Source organism: Pleurocapsa sp. CCALA 161, assembly GCF_003003995.1.
GTDB lineage: Bacteria > Cyanobacteriota > Cyanobacteriia > Cyanobacteriales > Xenococcaceae > Waterburya.
On sequence record NZ_PVWF01000115.1, the window covers coordinates 1 to 14,399 of the forward strand.

Below are 14,399 nucleotides of genomic sequence, written 5' to 3' on the forward strand. Positions count from 1 at the left end.
TCTCAAAATATTGCTGCTGCCGAATATTGGGTAACTCATATACGTCAACCAGTGAGATTTGCCGATAGTATTAATACGTTAGACCAAGAGAATTGTTCTATTTTCTTAGAAATCGGACCAAAGCCTGTTCTATTAGGGATGGGAAGTCAATGTCTTCTGGAATCTCAAAAGCTATGGTTGCCTTCTTTGCGTTCTGGAGTGGAAGATTGGCAACAAATGCTACAGAGTTTGGCACAGTTGTACGTAGAGGGAATAGAAGTAGATTGGGCAGGAGTTTATAGTTACAATTGCGCTAATAAGGTAGCGCTACCAACTTATCCTTTCCAAAGGGAACGCTATTGGATAGAAAACAACAAAGCCAATTATCAAACTAAAGCTTTATCGCAAGCGAAAAAAATACATCCCTTACTCGGTCAAAGATTACTTTTGGGCAGGTCTCAACAAACAATCTTTCAGTCTTACTTCAACGCTCACTCTCCTGCTTACATGGATCAACATCGGCTTTATGGAACAGTAGTGGTGCCAGCATCTTCTCACGTATCCTGGTTGCTGTTAGCTGCTCAGGACATCTTTCAAACTTCGTGTTGTAGCTTAGAACAAGTTTTCTTTCCAGAAGCCTTGCTTTTAGACGATTATGATCTAAAGGCTGTGCAACTGATTTTAGACCCTCAATCTAATACGGAATTTTCTTGGGAAATCGTCAGTACTTTTTATGAAAAAGAAAACAACGTTTCAAGCTGGAATAGTCACGCTACGGGACAAGTTAAAATTATTCCTACTCTCAATGAGTCGTTAGCTGAGTGGGAATCAGTAGAACCAGAACAAATTAAAGCTAGATGTAGCCAGAATAGCTCTGGGTCAGAATTATATGAAAAAATGTGGCAGGCGGGATACAATCTCGGTTCGGCGTTTCGTTGGATAGGACCAATCTGGACAGGAGATGGAGAAGTATTATGTCAAATGCAAATGCCCGACTTACCCGATGAAGTAAGCGAGTATGAACTTCATCCAGGTTTGATAGATTCCTGCTTTCAACTTTTGGGAGTTTGGGGAGAATACAATAAACTTGACGAGATGGTCGATGAAGACTTTATTATTATCCCTTTCCGCATAAAGAGCTTTAAATTTTTCCAACGCCCTGACACAGGAACGCTATGGTGTTATGGACGCAGCCAAAATCAACAGAACGATAAACAAACAAATTTTGTTGGTGACATTCTTCTTTTTAATCAAGCAGGAGAAAAAATTGCCGAGATCATCGGTTTTGAAGGGCGTAAAGCTCCTAAAGAAGTCTTACTTAGAAGTCTAAAGCCGAATCTAAAAGATTGGTTCTATGAAATTAGCTGGTTGCCTCAGCCTCTGGAGGTAAATTCACCCTTGAAAAAGGATACTGCTCAAGGAACCTGGCTACTATTTGTTCCTACTACTGAAGTTGGAAGACAACTAACATCAGTTTTAGAGCAGCAAGGTCAAAAATGCGTTTTAGTCTTGCCTAGTGAAGAATATCGACAGTTAGATGAAAAGCGTTATCAGATCGACCCTTTACAAACAGAAGGTTTTATTCAGTTACTTCAAGAGATTCCCGAAATATCAGGGATTGTTCATCTTTGGAATATAAATGATGAAAAAGCCGAATTTCTTGGGAAGGAAAAATTACAGATAAGTCAAGAGCTAGGTTGTGCGACAATACTCCATATAGTACAAGCATTAACTCAGAACTCATTAGATAGCCCACCTCCTTTGTGGCTGGTAACCAATGGAACTCAAAGCGTAATTAATCCTCAAGAAGTCCTACATCCAGAATCTGCAACTTTGTGGGGATTAGGACGAGTAATTGCTTTAGAATATCCAGAAATTAACTGTCGGCGAGTTGACTTGGACTCAGTATTAAATCTAGATGAGATAAGTTCATTATTAATCCAAGAGTTACTATCTCCATCAGAAGAAGACCAGATAGCTTATCGGCATCAATTACGTTATGTGTCTCGATTGGTTCGTCAGCATCAGCCATCTGCGGCCAATTTACCAAAAAACCAAAAAGCAGAAGTTTCCGTTTCAGCCTTTGCTAGTTATTTAATAACAGGGGGTTTAGGAGTTTTAGGAATGGAGGTATCTCGATGGTTGATAGAGCAAGGAGCAAGGAATCTAGTCTTAACAGGACGTGGAGCACCTTCAGAAAATTCTCGAAAAGCCATATCTGCCTTAGAAAAAGCAGGAGTCAATATACTAGTTATACAGGGAGATATTTCCCATCAAGAAGATGTGAGTTATATTCTCGAACGAATTGAAACCTCTTTCCCTCCTATAAAAGGAATAATTCATGCCGCAGGAGTCTTAGATGACGGAATATTGTCTCATCAAAGCTGGGAACAATTCACCAAAGTTATGGCGCCCAAAGTAAAAGGGGCAATGTATCTCCATCAATTAACAAGTCATTTATCACTCGATTTCTTTGTCTGTTTCTCTTCCATGTCTTCCCTACTAGGTTCATTAGGACAAAGCAACTATGCCGCCGCTAACGCTTTTATGGATGCTTTAGTCTACCACCGTCGAGGTATGGGATTGCCAGGTCTGAGTATAAATTGGGGACCTTGGAGTCAAGGAGGTATGGCGGCTAATCTGACTATTCAACATCAAAATCGAATGCAAACTCAAGGTTTGACTTTCATCACTCCAGATAAGGGTATTCAAGCCTTAGAAGAACTCTTATTTAGCGAAGCAACTCAAGTAGGAGTGCTGCCTATCAACTGGTCTGAATTTTTGAGGCAACTTCCGATTCAAGCCAAAATGCCATTGCTTAAGAGTTTGAGTTCATTTGAGCAGTTGTTACCCCAGAAGTCTACGTTGATTCAGCAATTAGAGACAACACCTGTCGAAAAGCGTGAGGAACTGCTTATGACTCATATTCGCTCTGAAACTGCGATAGTATTAGGTTTAAAAGAGCCGCAAAGAATAAAGCTTCGACAACCTTTGTCCGAGCTAGGGATAGACTCTTTAATGGCCGTCGAATTGAAAAATCGTCTAGAATCAAGTTTGGGCATTTCTTTGAGTTCTACTTTGTTACTTGACTATCCTACCCTAGAAAGTTTAGTGAATCATTTAGGTCAACAATCATTAGGATACAATTATAATGAAGCAAAGCGTAAAGAAATTGCTCCAGAATTCTACAGTTTCGAACTATATCAACCATATCAAGATATAGAAAAACTATTAAGAGATATTGAAGATTTGGGAATCAGTAATCCTTTTTTTGTTCCTCAGGAAAGTTTAGCTAATAATAAGACAATTATTGACGGCAAAGAGTTAATTAACTATTGTAGCTTCAATTATCTGGGAATGTCTGGAGATCCTATTGTTTCTCAAGCAGTTAAACAAGCTGTTGATAAGTACGGATCTTCAGTCGGTGCTAGTCGTATACTTTCAGGAGAAATCCCTTTACATCAACAATTAGAGAAAGAAATATCTAATTTCATCGGTACTGAAGCCAGTATAGTTTTGGTATCAGGGCATGCTACCAACGAAACTACCATTGGTCATTTATTTGGCAAACAAGATTTAATCGTTTATGATGCTTTAAGTCATAACAGCATCGTTCAGGGAAGCTTGTTATCTGGTGCTAGTTTGGTTAGCTTTCCTCATAATGATTGGAAAGCAGTGGATCAAATATTAACTGCTCGTCGCCATGACTATCAGCGGGTATTAGTTGCGGTTGAAGGAGTTTATAGTGCTGATGGTGATGTAGCTAACTTACCCCAACTTATCGAAATCAAAAAACAACATAAAGTTTTTTTGATGATAGATGAGGCACATTCTATCGGTGTTCTAGGTAAAACAGGCGGTGGAATTCGAGAACACTTTGGCATAAAAGCTAGTGATGTAGATATCTGGATGGGAACTTTAAGCAAAGCTTTCGGTAGTTCGGGTGGCTATATTGCTGGAAGCCAAGCTTTAATAAAGTATTTAAGATACAGTGCTCCAGGTTTTGTCTATGCTACGGGTATTTCTCCCGCTAATACGGCAGCTGCTTTAGCGGCAATAAAATTGTTAAAAGCTCAGCCAGAGAGAGTAGAAAGGTTACGAGAAAATTCCAGACTATTTCTTTCCTTAGCACAGAAACAAGGATTAAACACTGGAATGAGTCAGGATTCTGCTATAGTTCCAATAATTATAGGTGATACTTTAGATGTGATCAAACTATCTCATAATCTCTCAAAACGCAATTTGAATATAGGGTTTATGGGTTCTCCTTCTGTGCCACAAAATGCCGCACGTTTGCGATTTTTTATCACTTCTGAGCATACCAAAGAGAACATTTATTTCACAATTGAAACTCTTGTAGAAGAATTTTCCAAACTGAAAATAGATAGTGCTACCGCGTAAGAATCAGGCATTTAAATTCGTTTACACAAAATATATTTATGTGGCACATAAATATATTTTGCATTACAGAAGGCTTATACCGTGTGTCTGTCAATAGGCAGGTATTGTTGGCAAGGGCGATCTTCCAATCTTACCCAACTGTGGAAGTGTTAAAAGTCGCTCTTTTGCTTAACCTAACTTAAGTAAACGTTTGTCCTGCTATCAAAAATAAAAAGATACTAATTTAACAACAAAGGAAACTCTTGTGAAAACAAACATACGTTTAGAGGCAATTAACGATGAAGCATAGAAAGATCACGGAAGAAGCCTACGTTTTTGGGTTACCACTCGTTGAACACTCCAAGCTCTTCGCACAAGCACTAAGATCTGATTCATCCAAATTTACAGGAACAAACGTTTTTCAGCATATCAGGCAGCTTGCGACTTCTGCAGATAATGACGTTGTGACACTTAACAATGACACCCTTTACTCTGGGGCGATTCTCGACGTTCGTGTTGAGCCAGTAATTATCACTATACCGCCAATGGAAAATCGATATTTTTCGATACAATTTGTTGATATTACGACGGACAATCTTTCAATTGTAAGCACGCGAACAACTGGAAGTGGTAGCAAAGTTTTGCTTGTCGCAGGTCCAGATTGTGATAGCCATTCGTCAAAAAATCTGCCAGTTACGACTAGCATCAGATCATCTTCTCGCCTTATTTTCGCACTGGCGCGTATGGGCGTCGATGATGATACGAACTTTAAAGTCGCTAATGCTCTTCAGGATCAAATGCATATTATCCGCCTGAGCACCTATCTGGGTATCGAATCATCACCTCCCCCAGAACTTCAGTGGCCACCGTTCTATAATCCAAAAAAGGACGATTCGCTAAAGTTCTTCGAATACATGAATTACATGATGCAGTGGTATGAGTTTGGAGAAAGGGAAAGGTCGCTGCTTAAACGTTTCGCGAAAATTGGTGTAAAGCCAGGAGCACCGTTTGATGTTTCAAGCCTCTCAGAAGAAGCTAGCGAAGTCATGAAGACTGGAATAAGAGACGGGAAAACAAGAATAAAGAGCCTGCTTAAGGCAGAAGAAAAGCGAGTCAAAGGCTGGACAAAACCCGATCCTCATATCGGTACGTACGGTCAAAACTATGAGTTGCGAGCACGTGTCGCTTGGGCATATCTCTATGCCCTTTCCCCAAAAGAGGCAATCTACTTTCAGACACAGACTGATTCTAACAGTCAGCGATTAGATGGCAGCAAAGCAAACTATGTATTGAGCTTTGCAAAGGATCATTTCCCACCTGTAAAGTTCTTCTGGTCGCTAACGATGTATGATGCAAATAGTTTACTGCTGGTAGAAAACTCTCTCAAGCGTTACGCCCTTGGTAGCCGATCAAAATTCCTAAAGTACAACAAGGATGGGGGGTTAACTTTGCACCTGCAAAAACCTACTCCCCTGGATGCAGAAGTTTCTAATTGGCTTCCTGCACCAGATGGTTACTTTTATATTGTTCTTCGTCTGTTTGGACCTAGTGAGGATGCCATCGAGGGCAATTATACGCCTCCTGCAGTCACAAGGATAGAAAAGAGACATTGATGATGCAAGGCAAAAAAACTACTACCTAAGGAAAGGCTAGATTAAGATGGCATATACAAAGAAAAAATCAATGTACTTTGCTGGACAGCACGCAATTATCACTGGTGGCTCAAGCGGTATTGGTAAAGCTGTCGCTAAGTTATTAGCTAAAGAAGGAATGCATATTTCAATTATTGCTCGTAGCAAAACAAAATTAGAGGCGGCTACGAATGAAATAAAAAAAGTTAGAGTTAAGACGACTCAGCAGGTTTTGGCACTTTCGGTTGATGTGGCTGAGGGAATACAAGTAAAACAAGCCATTAATACGTTTATCGATCAAATAGGTTCAGTTGACCTGTTAATTACCTCTGCTGGTATTGCTCATCCTGGCTACTTTCAAGATTTAGAATTTGAGATATTTGAACGTACAATGGCTGTCAATTACTTCGGAACACTTTACGCTATCAAAGCTGTCCTTGGATTTATGGAGCAAAAAAGACAGGGGCATATTGTGCTCATATCCTCTGCTGCTGGGCTGACTGGCATATATGGCTATACTCCATACTGTCCTAGTAAATTTGCACTACGAGGATTAGCAGAGTCACTGCGAGGTGAGCTTAAGTTATTTGGTATCGATCTTTCAATTGTTTACCCCCCTGACACCGATACCCCACAATTAGAGCAGGAAAATAAGACAAAACCTTTGGAGACAAAGGCGATTACTGGTAGTGCCGGTATTTGGAGCGCGCACGATGTTGCTTATGAGATTGTCAAGGGAATCAAAAAGAAATCTTTTGCCATTACACCTGGTTGGGAAATAACTTTGCTATCTTATTTTCACAGTGTTCTTTTTTCTTGCCTTGGCTGGTACGCTGATAGACTAGTAGCTAAGGTAAGAAAAGAAAATGAGGAAAAAGTTGAATCAAACGATCAAAGTTATTAATTGAATAATTGATGCATTACAAATGATGAACTTTATTAAAGAAACAAATTAAAGATTATGTCTCAATCTTCAGAAACTACTACAGCCAGAACAGCAGCAATTAGTCATACTATATCTAATATAGACTTACCTTTTGCAGTTTTTCTGTCTCTAATGATTCGATATGGTGTTGATTTTCCCTATCTTGGTCGTGCCTTTTTACTCCTACTTGTTAAGTTTTTAGAAATTCCTTTATTGGTATCTGAGAAGGTTGTTTATAGTTCCAAAATTGAAGCGACGCAGATTACTAAAGCCCCTATATTCATTGTTGGTCATTGGCGTAGTGGAACTAGTTATTTGCACAATTTATTATGCCAAGATCCTCAGTTTTGCTTTCCCTCATACATGCATGTTTACTTTCCCAAAACTTTTTTCATGCTTGATGGCTTCAAGTCAATTTTGGAACGTACGCTACCTTCAAAAAGAGCTATGGACGAAGTCAAGGTTGGACTAAGCTTGCCAGAAGAAGAAGAAGAAGGAATTGTCGGTTTTTCTCCCATGAGTTTTTATCATAGTATTCTTTTTCCCCGAGTTGCGGACGATTTTTTCCAGCGTTATGCCCTACTTGAAAATTTGACATTAGCAGAGCGGGCTGCTTGGCAGCAAGACTATGTATGGTTTCTCAAAAAGATTTCTATTGCTGGCAGCAACCGCCAGTTACTGTTAAAAAATCCTGTCAATACCTGTCGTATCAACACATTAATCAAAATTTTTCCTGAAGCTCGTTTTATACATATTTATCGTAATCCTTATGAGGTTTTTGAATCCACTATCAAAATGCTTCAGGTATATACTCGAGGCTTGCGCATGCAGCGATTGGTTCCATTAGAAGAGTTGCAAAATGGTATTTTGCAACGCTATAGGCTAATGATGCAAGCCTACGATTGTCAAAGTGCAGCACTTCCCCCAGACAAATTAGTTGAGATTTCTTTTGAACACCTCCGAGATCGTCCCTTGGAAACTGTGCGCTACATTTATGAACACTTGAACATATCAAACTTTAGCAACGCTCAGAGTTATTTTCAACCTTACCTGGATAGTCAAAAAGACTACAGTCAAAATGTTTATAATTATACGGAAGCAAACTTGCGACGTGTTCAAGAAGCATGGGGCAATTGGATCGAACGGTGGGATTATCAATCTCCATCTCACGCACAGGATTAGTGGTTCTATTGCAAAAACTTGGGACGGGGAGCATCCCATTTTGGAAGAAAAACCGAAAGATGGGAGAAAAAAAGGTAGTGTTGCAAAAAGTAAAACCAGTGATGTAGTAGTATTTAATTACTAGACTTGTTGTGAATTAAGCTCAAAAAATGGGTGAAACCATTGTCAATCAAAGCATCTAGCTATCTTAAAGAGCAAATATCTGTAAACCTTATATGATGAGCTTTTTAGCAGTTTTAAACTTTATTTCACAACAAGTCTACTAGCTGAGGCTGATGCTCGATGAAATCCAAAACCCCTTTTAAATTCAGATACAGAGCTATCATTCATGACGATCGCTAGCTCTCTTTTACCTTCAAGACCCTTAGTTTTGGCTTGGATGGTAGCTACCCAAACAGTTTTCGGTTTATCTAATTCTAAAGGTAATTGCTCAACTCAGGGAAATAAAGATTCCAAGGGGTTTAAAGCAACAAGAATTGATTCAAAAGCGGATAAACCTTGTCGTTTGCCAGTATTAACAATTGACCGAACAGCAGCAAACAGATCCCGTCCCCAGTCAGAGCGGAAACCATTTGTGACTTTCCGAAAAATCACACTCCAGCGCAGTGCTTGTTCACTACTGTTATTAGTCGGTGGAATCGTCGAGTCTTCTAGAAAGAGAAATAGATGTTCTCGCAAGTCTCGATAACGATTTTGCAGTCGAACACCATCAGCTTGTGTCGGGGATAATGCCAAAGCCAGGGATAAGTCTCGCCTGAGTTTCAATCGATATTGAGCTTGGGTAGATACGGCTAACTCTGACCATCGGCGGTGCATAACAAATGCTCTGAGCAAAATCTGCTTCATTTGGTTCGAGAAGATCTCATCTCCAGCATCAATCCCATACTGACAATCTCGTAGTTGATGAGCCAAGCATACTTGCCAACCTTCGGCTGGATGAGTCTTCTGGGCACTGAAAAGGTCTGAAACCCATACTTGAGGGCGATTCTCTTCCATCACCTCCCGAATCACATCACCACCACGAGACGGGCGAATCACATGCAAACACACTTGGTCGTTTTGAAAGACCCATTCCCACTGGTTTTTGCCATTGACTCTGGCGCTAGTTTCGTCACTGCATACCAGCCTTGAGCTTCTTACGCTTTCCACAATTCCGTCTACGGATGATTGTAGTTGCTCTTTAACTCTTAATAGTAGATTGGCGATTGCCCCTTCAGATATCTCCAAGCCAAACACTTCTGCGAGCATTTTATTCATCCGGCAATAACTGATGCCATGTCCATATCTCATTGTCGTCACTAATGCAGCTATTCTCGCTCCAAATGGACTACCTGGTTCCATTCCCACTGGGACTGTCGCAATCTGCTGCTGCCCACATTCTGGACAAGTACAACCATATCTTTCTACTCTGGTCACTACTGGCTGAATTGGTGGGATGTCTATTTTGTCGTAGCGTTGGATTAATTGTTGCAATGATAATGCTAGTTTTGTTCCACATTCTTCACAATTGTTGATTTTGGCTGTGATGATTTGGTCTGGATTCTCACTCAGTTGGCGACCTCCTCCTTCTCTGCCAATACTCCCTGCTCTTTTGAACTCACTTGCTTTATCTTTGCTTTTAATTTGTGCTTTGAATCCTTTTGCTGGTGGTAAGCTAGAATTCTGGGATGTCTTCTTTGGCTTTTTAACTAGTTGTTGGCTTAGTTTTTGTACTTCTGACCACAGCACAACTATCAAGGCATCTTTTGCCTCTGCGTCTAGTTGTTTGATGTCTGGCAGTTCTTCCATAAGCTCACTCTACCGTTTTTGCGGTTTTTGTCAACTTTACCCTAGTTGAGCAATTACAATATTTTTACGCTTACTTTCCCCCAGCAATCCAGCTAAATAATAACGAAATCCCTTTTTTTGACCTTGGTTTTTCCATAAATTGTCAAATTTGGCGCACCATTTTTCAAAGCATGGTGGCATCGCCGACAAGGTTGTTTCTTTCATTCTGGAAGTCAAAAGCTAGCATTCAAGTACAAGCATTACTAGATCAGTATTGTGGCTGATTTTTTTACTTCTTTTCCTAAAGTCCAGGTAGACGAGACTTATATCAAGGTTAATGGAGAATCCAAATATCTCTATCGAGCTATTAACAGTGACGGTCAGACCATTGATTTTCTACTAACTGCCAAGAGAGATGCTCTAGCTGCCAAAAGATTCCTCACCAAAGCCATTAGTCATGGACATTCAGATGTAATCAGAGTAATTAATACAGACAGGGCGAAGGCTTATCCCAAAGCTATCGAAGAACTTTCTAAATCGGTAGTGTTGTCTGAATCGGTTGAACATCGAGCAGTTAAATACTTGAACAATTTGATTGAACAAGACCATCGTTACACGAAGCGGAGAGTTATTGCCAGTCAAAACTTCAGGAATTTCTGGAGTGCTAATCGTACTATTGCAGGTTATGAATCAATGAATATGATTCGCAAAGGTCAAATTAAAAATGTGGAACGAGGAGATGTCTTCGGTCAAATCAAATTTATTCATTCTCTATTTGGGATAGCTGTCTAAATTTAAGGATAATCCAGGGTTTATCTGGACTTTTTACCTTTATCTCTTCTCTTTGCAACACAACCACGAATTCTTCTTTTTGTCCTGTATTACGTTGGTTGCCCAAAAAACTTATCAATTAGTCAAAAAATCGGATTGTAAAAGACAGCGTAATTCGTTGCCTATGAAGCAAACACAGACTAGGTTTCAAGCGCAGGCTGCACTTCTTCGTACGAACCCTATATTTCGCCTACATTACATTGTATTCACATTTACAAAGTTATTGTTTTCAGAATATGCAAAAATCAGTTATTAGTTATTAAAGTTATTGTTTTCAGAATATGCAAAAATCAGTTATTATTGTGGGGGCAGGTCCTGGAGGTCTCAGTACGGCTATGCGGCTAGCTCATCAAGGGTACTCAGTACAGATTTTTGAAGCGGCTGATAAAGTTGGTGGGAGAACTAGAGGTTTGGAGATAGGTTCTTACGCTTTTGACACTGGACCAACCATTTTGCAAGTGCCGCGAGTATATGAAGAATTATTTGCTGAGTCTGGATTAGACTTCTCCAATTATATTCATTTGAAAAAACTTGAACCTAACGTTCGATTGCGGTTTTGGGATGATTCTCAGCTCGACCTTACATCAGATTTAGAGGCGTTTAAAGTTCAGCTTAGAAATATTCGTCCAGACTTACCTCAAGCATTTGATCGTTGGTATTTAGAGCATATACGCAAGAATAAGAAAGGATATAAGCCTTACATAGGTTCGCCTGTTCGGACACCTCTAGGTTATTTACGTCCAAAAGAAATTGTATCTGCACTTTCTTTTCGACCATGGGAAACTTTATATCAGCATTTATGGCGATTTTTTAAGGATGAGCGGATAGTTTATGCTTTAAGCTATCCATCGAAATACTTAGGTATGCATCCGACCGTATGCTCTAGTATTTTTAGCTTAATTCCGTTTCTTGAATTTGCTGATGGCGTTTGGCATCCAGAAGGTGGGTTTCGCGCTTTAATGCGAGCAATGGCTGATGGAGCAAAAGATTTGGGAACAAGACTACATTTAAACTGTTCGGTTCGTCAGGTACTCGTTGAAAACGGACAGGCATGTGGCGTAGAGCTAACCAATGGAGAGTATGTTAAAGCAGATGCAGTTATTGTTAATGCTGACTTCGGTTACGGTGTAAGGCACTTGTTACCAAAATCGGCCAGAGGACGTTATGGTGGTAACAAGCTAAAAGCAATGCAATTTTCCTGTTCAACATTCATGCTCTATTTGGGGATTGATTGTCGCTATGAGGATTTACCTCACCACCAACTCTATCTTTCCGAACACATTCGCCGTCGAGATCGCCCGTGGATTGATGATTCGGTACTGGATGAACAAAATCCATCTTTTTACGTTTGTAATCCTACAATTGTCGATCCCAGTAATGCACCAGCAGGACACAGTACCCTCTACGTATTAGTTCCAATTCCTAATACTACTTTTGGTGTTGATTGGAAACAAAAGCAGCAATTCTATCGGGATTTCACTATTAAACGTTTATCACTTCTAGGTTTTGAAAATATAGAACATCATATTAAGGAGGAAGCTTGCTATACTTCCGAAACTTGGCAAGATGAATACCGTGTTCATCTTGGTGCTGTTTTCAATCTCAGTCATAGCTGGAATCAACTCGGTCCGTTTCGTCCGCCAATTCGCTCTGAAGATATTCAAAGTCTGTATTGGATTGGAGGGGCGGTTCATCCAGGAAGTGGCTTATTGACTATTTTAGAAGCAGCACGAAGCGCTGCATTTTTTATCAAACAGGATTTAGATAAATAGAAGAGCGAATTGGCGGACTGCTTGACACATTTCAGTAATCAGTAATTGGTAGTCCTAAAGGTGTAAGGATAGATTGTAATGGTGAACAAAATACCAAATAGCACCAATATGATTCTCGACTTTTTTAGAAAATGAGAGGGTTTTTCTGACTAAGCGAGAGATTCTTTGTCGCATAGTGCAGTTAAATCTCTCGATCTAATTAGTTTTTCCTGTTTCTTTGCCTACTTTTTTATGTCGTTTGGACGGAATCATATGAAGTCCGCTTAATTAGTTCTAAAATAGTTAAAATTGTCAATATGATCTTAGATCAATGCTGTAACTTGAACCATAAAATGGGAATAATGGAAGCATAAAATGGGACTGTTTTTATTTTGAGGAAACAATTATGTCTCTCCAATCACATCACGATGAGGTTGACGCACTCCAGGTTTGTATTTTCTTTTCTGAGCATTTGTTAAGCCAACAGAAGAATTATCGGTTGGTAAAACCGAAGAAGATACTCCTGATAAACCCAGTTTCTGACGTAGTAGAGTTAATTCTCCCGATTCAAACTGAAGTGCTTGCTCCCCTTCGATAGCTTCTGCTGCCATTTGGCGAAAATATAGGGTTCATGCGATATGAGGCAGTGAGACGCTGAATGCTTTACTATATATAAATTATAGCTCTTGACTGTTTTCAAAGTGATTTAACCAATTTTCCCGTTCAACGATAAGTTTGGCAAATATCGCTTTGAGAAGAGATTTGACAAACAAATTTAAATCTGCATTTTTCCTGAACGAATGATAATATCCTCTCCTATTCTTCTATGCTGTCTCAAGATAAACTGGCGTGAGAAGAAGATAAATGGTGAAACCAAATTGGGATACGGAAGAACTAATCGAACATTGGACGCTATTACCCCAAGAATTAGAGTTAGTCGAAAATAAAGTTGGGGGAAATAAGATTGGTTTCGCTCTTTTATTAAAGTATTTTCAAATCTTTGCCAGTTTTCCAAACCATTGCTCATCTATCCCTGGGATTATTATCTCTTACATCGCTTCACAACTTAATGTAACCGAAAGTGCTTATTCTGATTACGATTTTAGAGGACGTTCGGCACGAGTCTATCGTGCTGAAATTCGCAATTTATTTGATTTTCGAGTTGCCACTGTCACTGATTCAGAACAGATGAGTAACTGGCTGATCTTAGAAATATTACCCAACGAGCAAAGGTTTGAAACAATCTGGGAAATTGTTTCTCAAAGATGGAGAGAATTACAAATTGAACCACCAACAAAGCTTCAAGTCGAACGCTTAATCAAGAGTGCTGTTTACCAATACGAAGCTGATTTCTGCTCCTCAACCCTCAAGAAACTTACTCCCTCCATAATCGAACAAATTGATATTCTCCTTTCTACAGAAAATACAGAAGAAACAGACGATGATGAATCTGCCTCCCAGTCGAGCAAAAAATTCATTATGTCAGATTTCGCTTTCCTCAAAACTGACCCAGGAGCGGTGGGGCTGGATAGTTTTCTTACTGAAATTAAAAAGCTAAAATTAATTCGTGCTGTTGATTTACCTCCAGATTTATTTACAGGTATTTCGGAAAAGTTGCTCAAAACCTATCGAAATAGAGCATCTACCGAATCTCCCTACGACCTTCGCCGACACAAAGATTCTATCCGCTACACTTTGATGGCAGCCTTTTGTATTCAACGCGCTCAAGAGGTTACTGACAGTCTAATTGAGATACTAACGACAATTATCAAGCGTATTGATAACCGAGCAGAGAAGCGAATTAACCAAGAATTAATTGAGTAGAGACTTTTATCAGCAGTTTACAAAGGCAGATGGAGCAGGGGTTAGAGAAACTGGATAAAGGAATGCCTAGAAATAAAGGTGTAACTATTGGAGGTTCGGGAAACAAAGGCTTAATTAGACTCAGCCCCT

At 39.6% G+C, this 14,399-nt stretch carries 9 protein-coding genes and 2 pseudogenes; 7 read left to right on the plus strand and 4 right to left on the minus strand.

Annotated elements, in window-relative coordinates:
* From C7B62_RS20325 to C7B62_RS20340, 4 genes are all read left to right on the plus strand, one after another.
* A partial coding sequence (locus tag C7B62_RS20325) for an aminotransferase class I/II-fold pyridoxal phosphate-dependent enzyme (RefSeq protein ID WP_146132151.1) occupies positions 1-4,380 on the plus strand: 4,380 nt, incomplete at its 5' end.
* Between the two features lie 278 nt (positions 4,381-4,658).
* Entirely contained in the window at positions 4,659-5,972 is a 1,314-nt protein-coding gene (locus C7B62_RS20330; protein ID WP_106241485.1) for a DUF1254 domain-containing protein, read from the plus strand.
* 70 nt (positions 5,973-6,042) lie between these two features.
* Positions 6,043-6,894, plus strand: coding sequence for an SDR family oxidoreductase (locus C7B62_RS20335; RefSeq protein WP_106241502.1), 852 nt, complete (start codon positions 6,043-6,045; stop codon positions 6,892-6,894).
* A gap of 57 nt (positions 6,895-6,951) precedes the next feature.
* Positions 6,952-8,097 (plus strand): sulfotransferase, encoded by a 1,146-nt coding sequence (locus tag C7B62_RS20340; protein WP_106241489.1) that lies wholly within the window; start codon positions 6,952-6,954, stop codon positions 8,095-8,097.
* Positions 8,098-8,532: 435 nt separating this feature from the next.
* On the opposite strand, the gene C7B62_RS20345 is transcribed toward C7B62_RS20340, so the two are convergent.
* Positions 8,533-9,885 carry an IS66 family transposase gene (locus C7B62_RS20345; RefSeq protein WP_106241492.1) on the minus strand — a complete coding sequence of 451 codons (1,353 nt, stop codon included), beginning with the start codon at positions 9,883-9,885 and terminating at the stop codon, positions 8,533-8,535.
* Positions 9,886-9,942: 57 nt separating this feature from the next.
* A pseudogene (locus C7B62_RS20350) lies at positions 9,943-10,089 on the minus strand (IS701 family transposase); the annotation flags it as partial.
* A gap of 51 nt (positions 10,090-10,140) precedes the next feature.
* Between C7B62_RS20350 and C7B62_RS20355 the strand changes: the two are divergent.
* Entirely contained in the window at positions 10,141-10,656 is a 516-nt protein-coding gene (locus C7B62_RS20355; RefSeq protein WP_233220073.1) for an IS6 family transposase, read from the plus strand.
* Between the two features lie 320 nt (positions 10,657-10,976).
* On the plus strand, positions 10,977-12,467 hold the full coding sequence (locus C7B62_RS20360; protein ID WP_106241495.1) for an NAD(P)/FAD-dependent oxidoreductase: 1,491 nt from the start codon (positions 10,977-10,979) through the stop codon (positions 12,465-12,467).
* A 54-nt stretch (positions 12,468-12,521) separates the two neighbouring features.
* On the opposite strand, the pseudogene C7B62_RS20365 reads toward C7B62_RS20360, so the two are convergent.
* Both C7B62_RS20365 and C7B62_RS20370 read right to left on the minus strand, forming a co-directional pair.
* A pseudogene (locus tag C7B62_RS20365) lies at positions 12,522-12,719 on the minus strand (IS1 family transposase); the annotation flags it as partial.
* A gap of 131 nt (positions 12,720-12,850) precedes the next feature.
* Positions 12,851-13,057 carry a hypothetical protein gene (locus C7B62_RS20370; RefSeq protein WP_106241499.1) on the minus strand — a complete coding sequence of 69 codons (207 nt, stop codon included), beginning with the start codon at positions 13,055-13,057 and terminating at the stop codon, positions 12,851-12,853.
* Between the two features lie 253 nt (positions 13,058-13,310).
* Here C7B62_RS20370 and C7B62_RS20375 point away from each other — a divergent pair, with 253 nt between their 5' ends.
* Positions 13,311-14,270 carry a DUF4158 domain-containing protein gene (locus tag C7B62_RS20375; protein WP_233220074.1) on the plus strand — a complete coding sequence of 320 codons (960 nt, stop codon included), beginning with the start codon at positions 13,311-13,313 and terminating at the stop codon, positions 14,268-14,270.
* The last annotated feature ends 129 nt before the right edge of the window (positions 14,271-14,399 follow it).

Coding starts and splice junctions, on each gene's coding strand:
- C7B62_RS20370 (WP_106241499.1), bottom strand. CDS start 13,057: ATGGCAGCAGAAGCTATCGAAGGGGAGCAAGCACTTCAGTTTGAATCG.
- C7B62_RS20345 (WP_106241492.1), bottom strand. CDS start 9,885: ATGGAAGAACTGCCAGACATCAAACAACTAGACGCAGAGGCAAAAGAT.
- C7B62_RS20375 (WP_233220074.1), top strand. CDS start 13,311: ATGGTGAAACCAAATTGGGATACGGAAGAACTAATCGAACATTGGACG.
- C7B62_RS20335 (WP_106241502.1), top strand. CDS start 6,043: ATGTACTTTGCTGGACAGCACGCAATTATCACTGGTGGCTCAAGCGGT.
- C7B62_RS20340 (WP_106241489.1), top strand. CDS start 6,952: ATGTCTCAATCTTCAGAAACTACTACAGCCAGAACAGCAGCAATTAGT.
- C7B62_RS20330 (WP_106241485.1), top strand. CDS start 4,659: ATGAAGCATAGAAAGATCACGGAAGAAGCCTACGTTTTTGGGTTACCA.
- C7B62_RS20360 (WP_106241495.1), top strand. CDS start 10,977: ATGCAAAAATCAGTTATTATTGTGGGGGCAGGTCCTGGAGGTCTCAGT.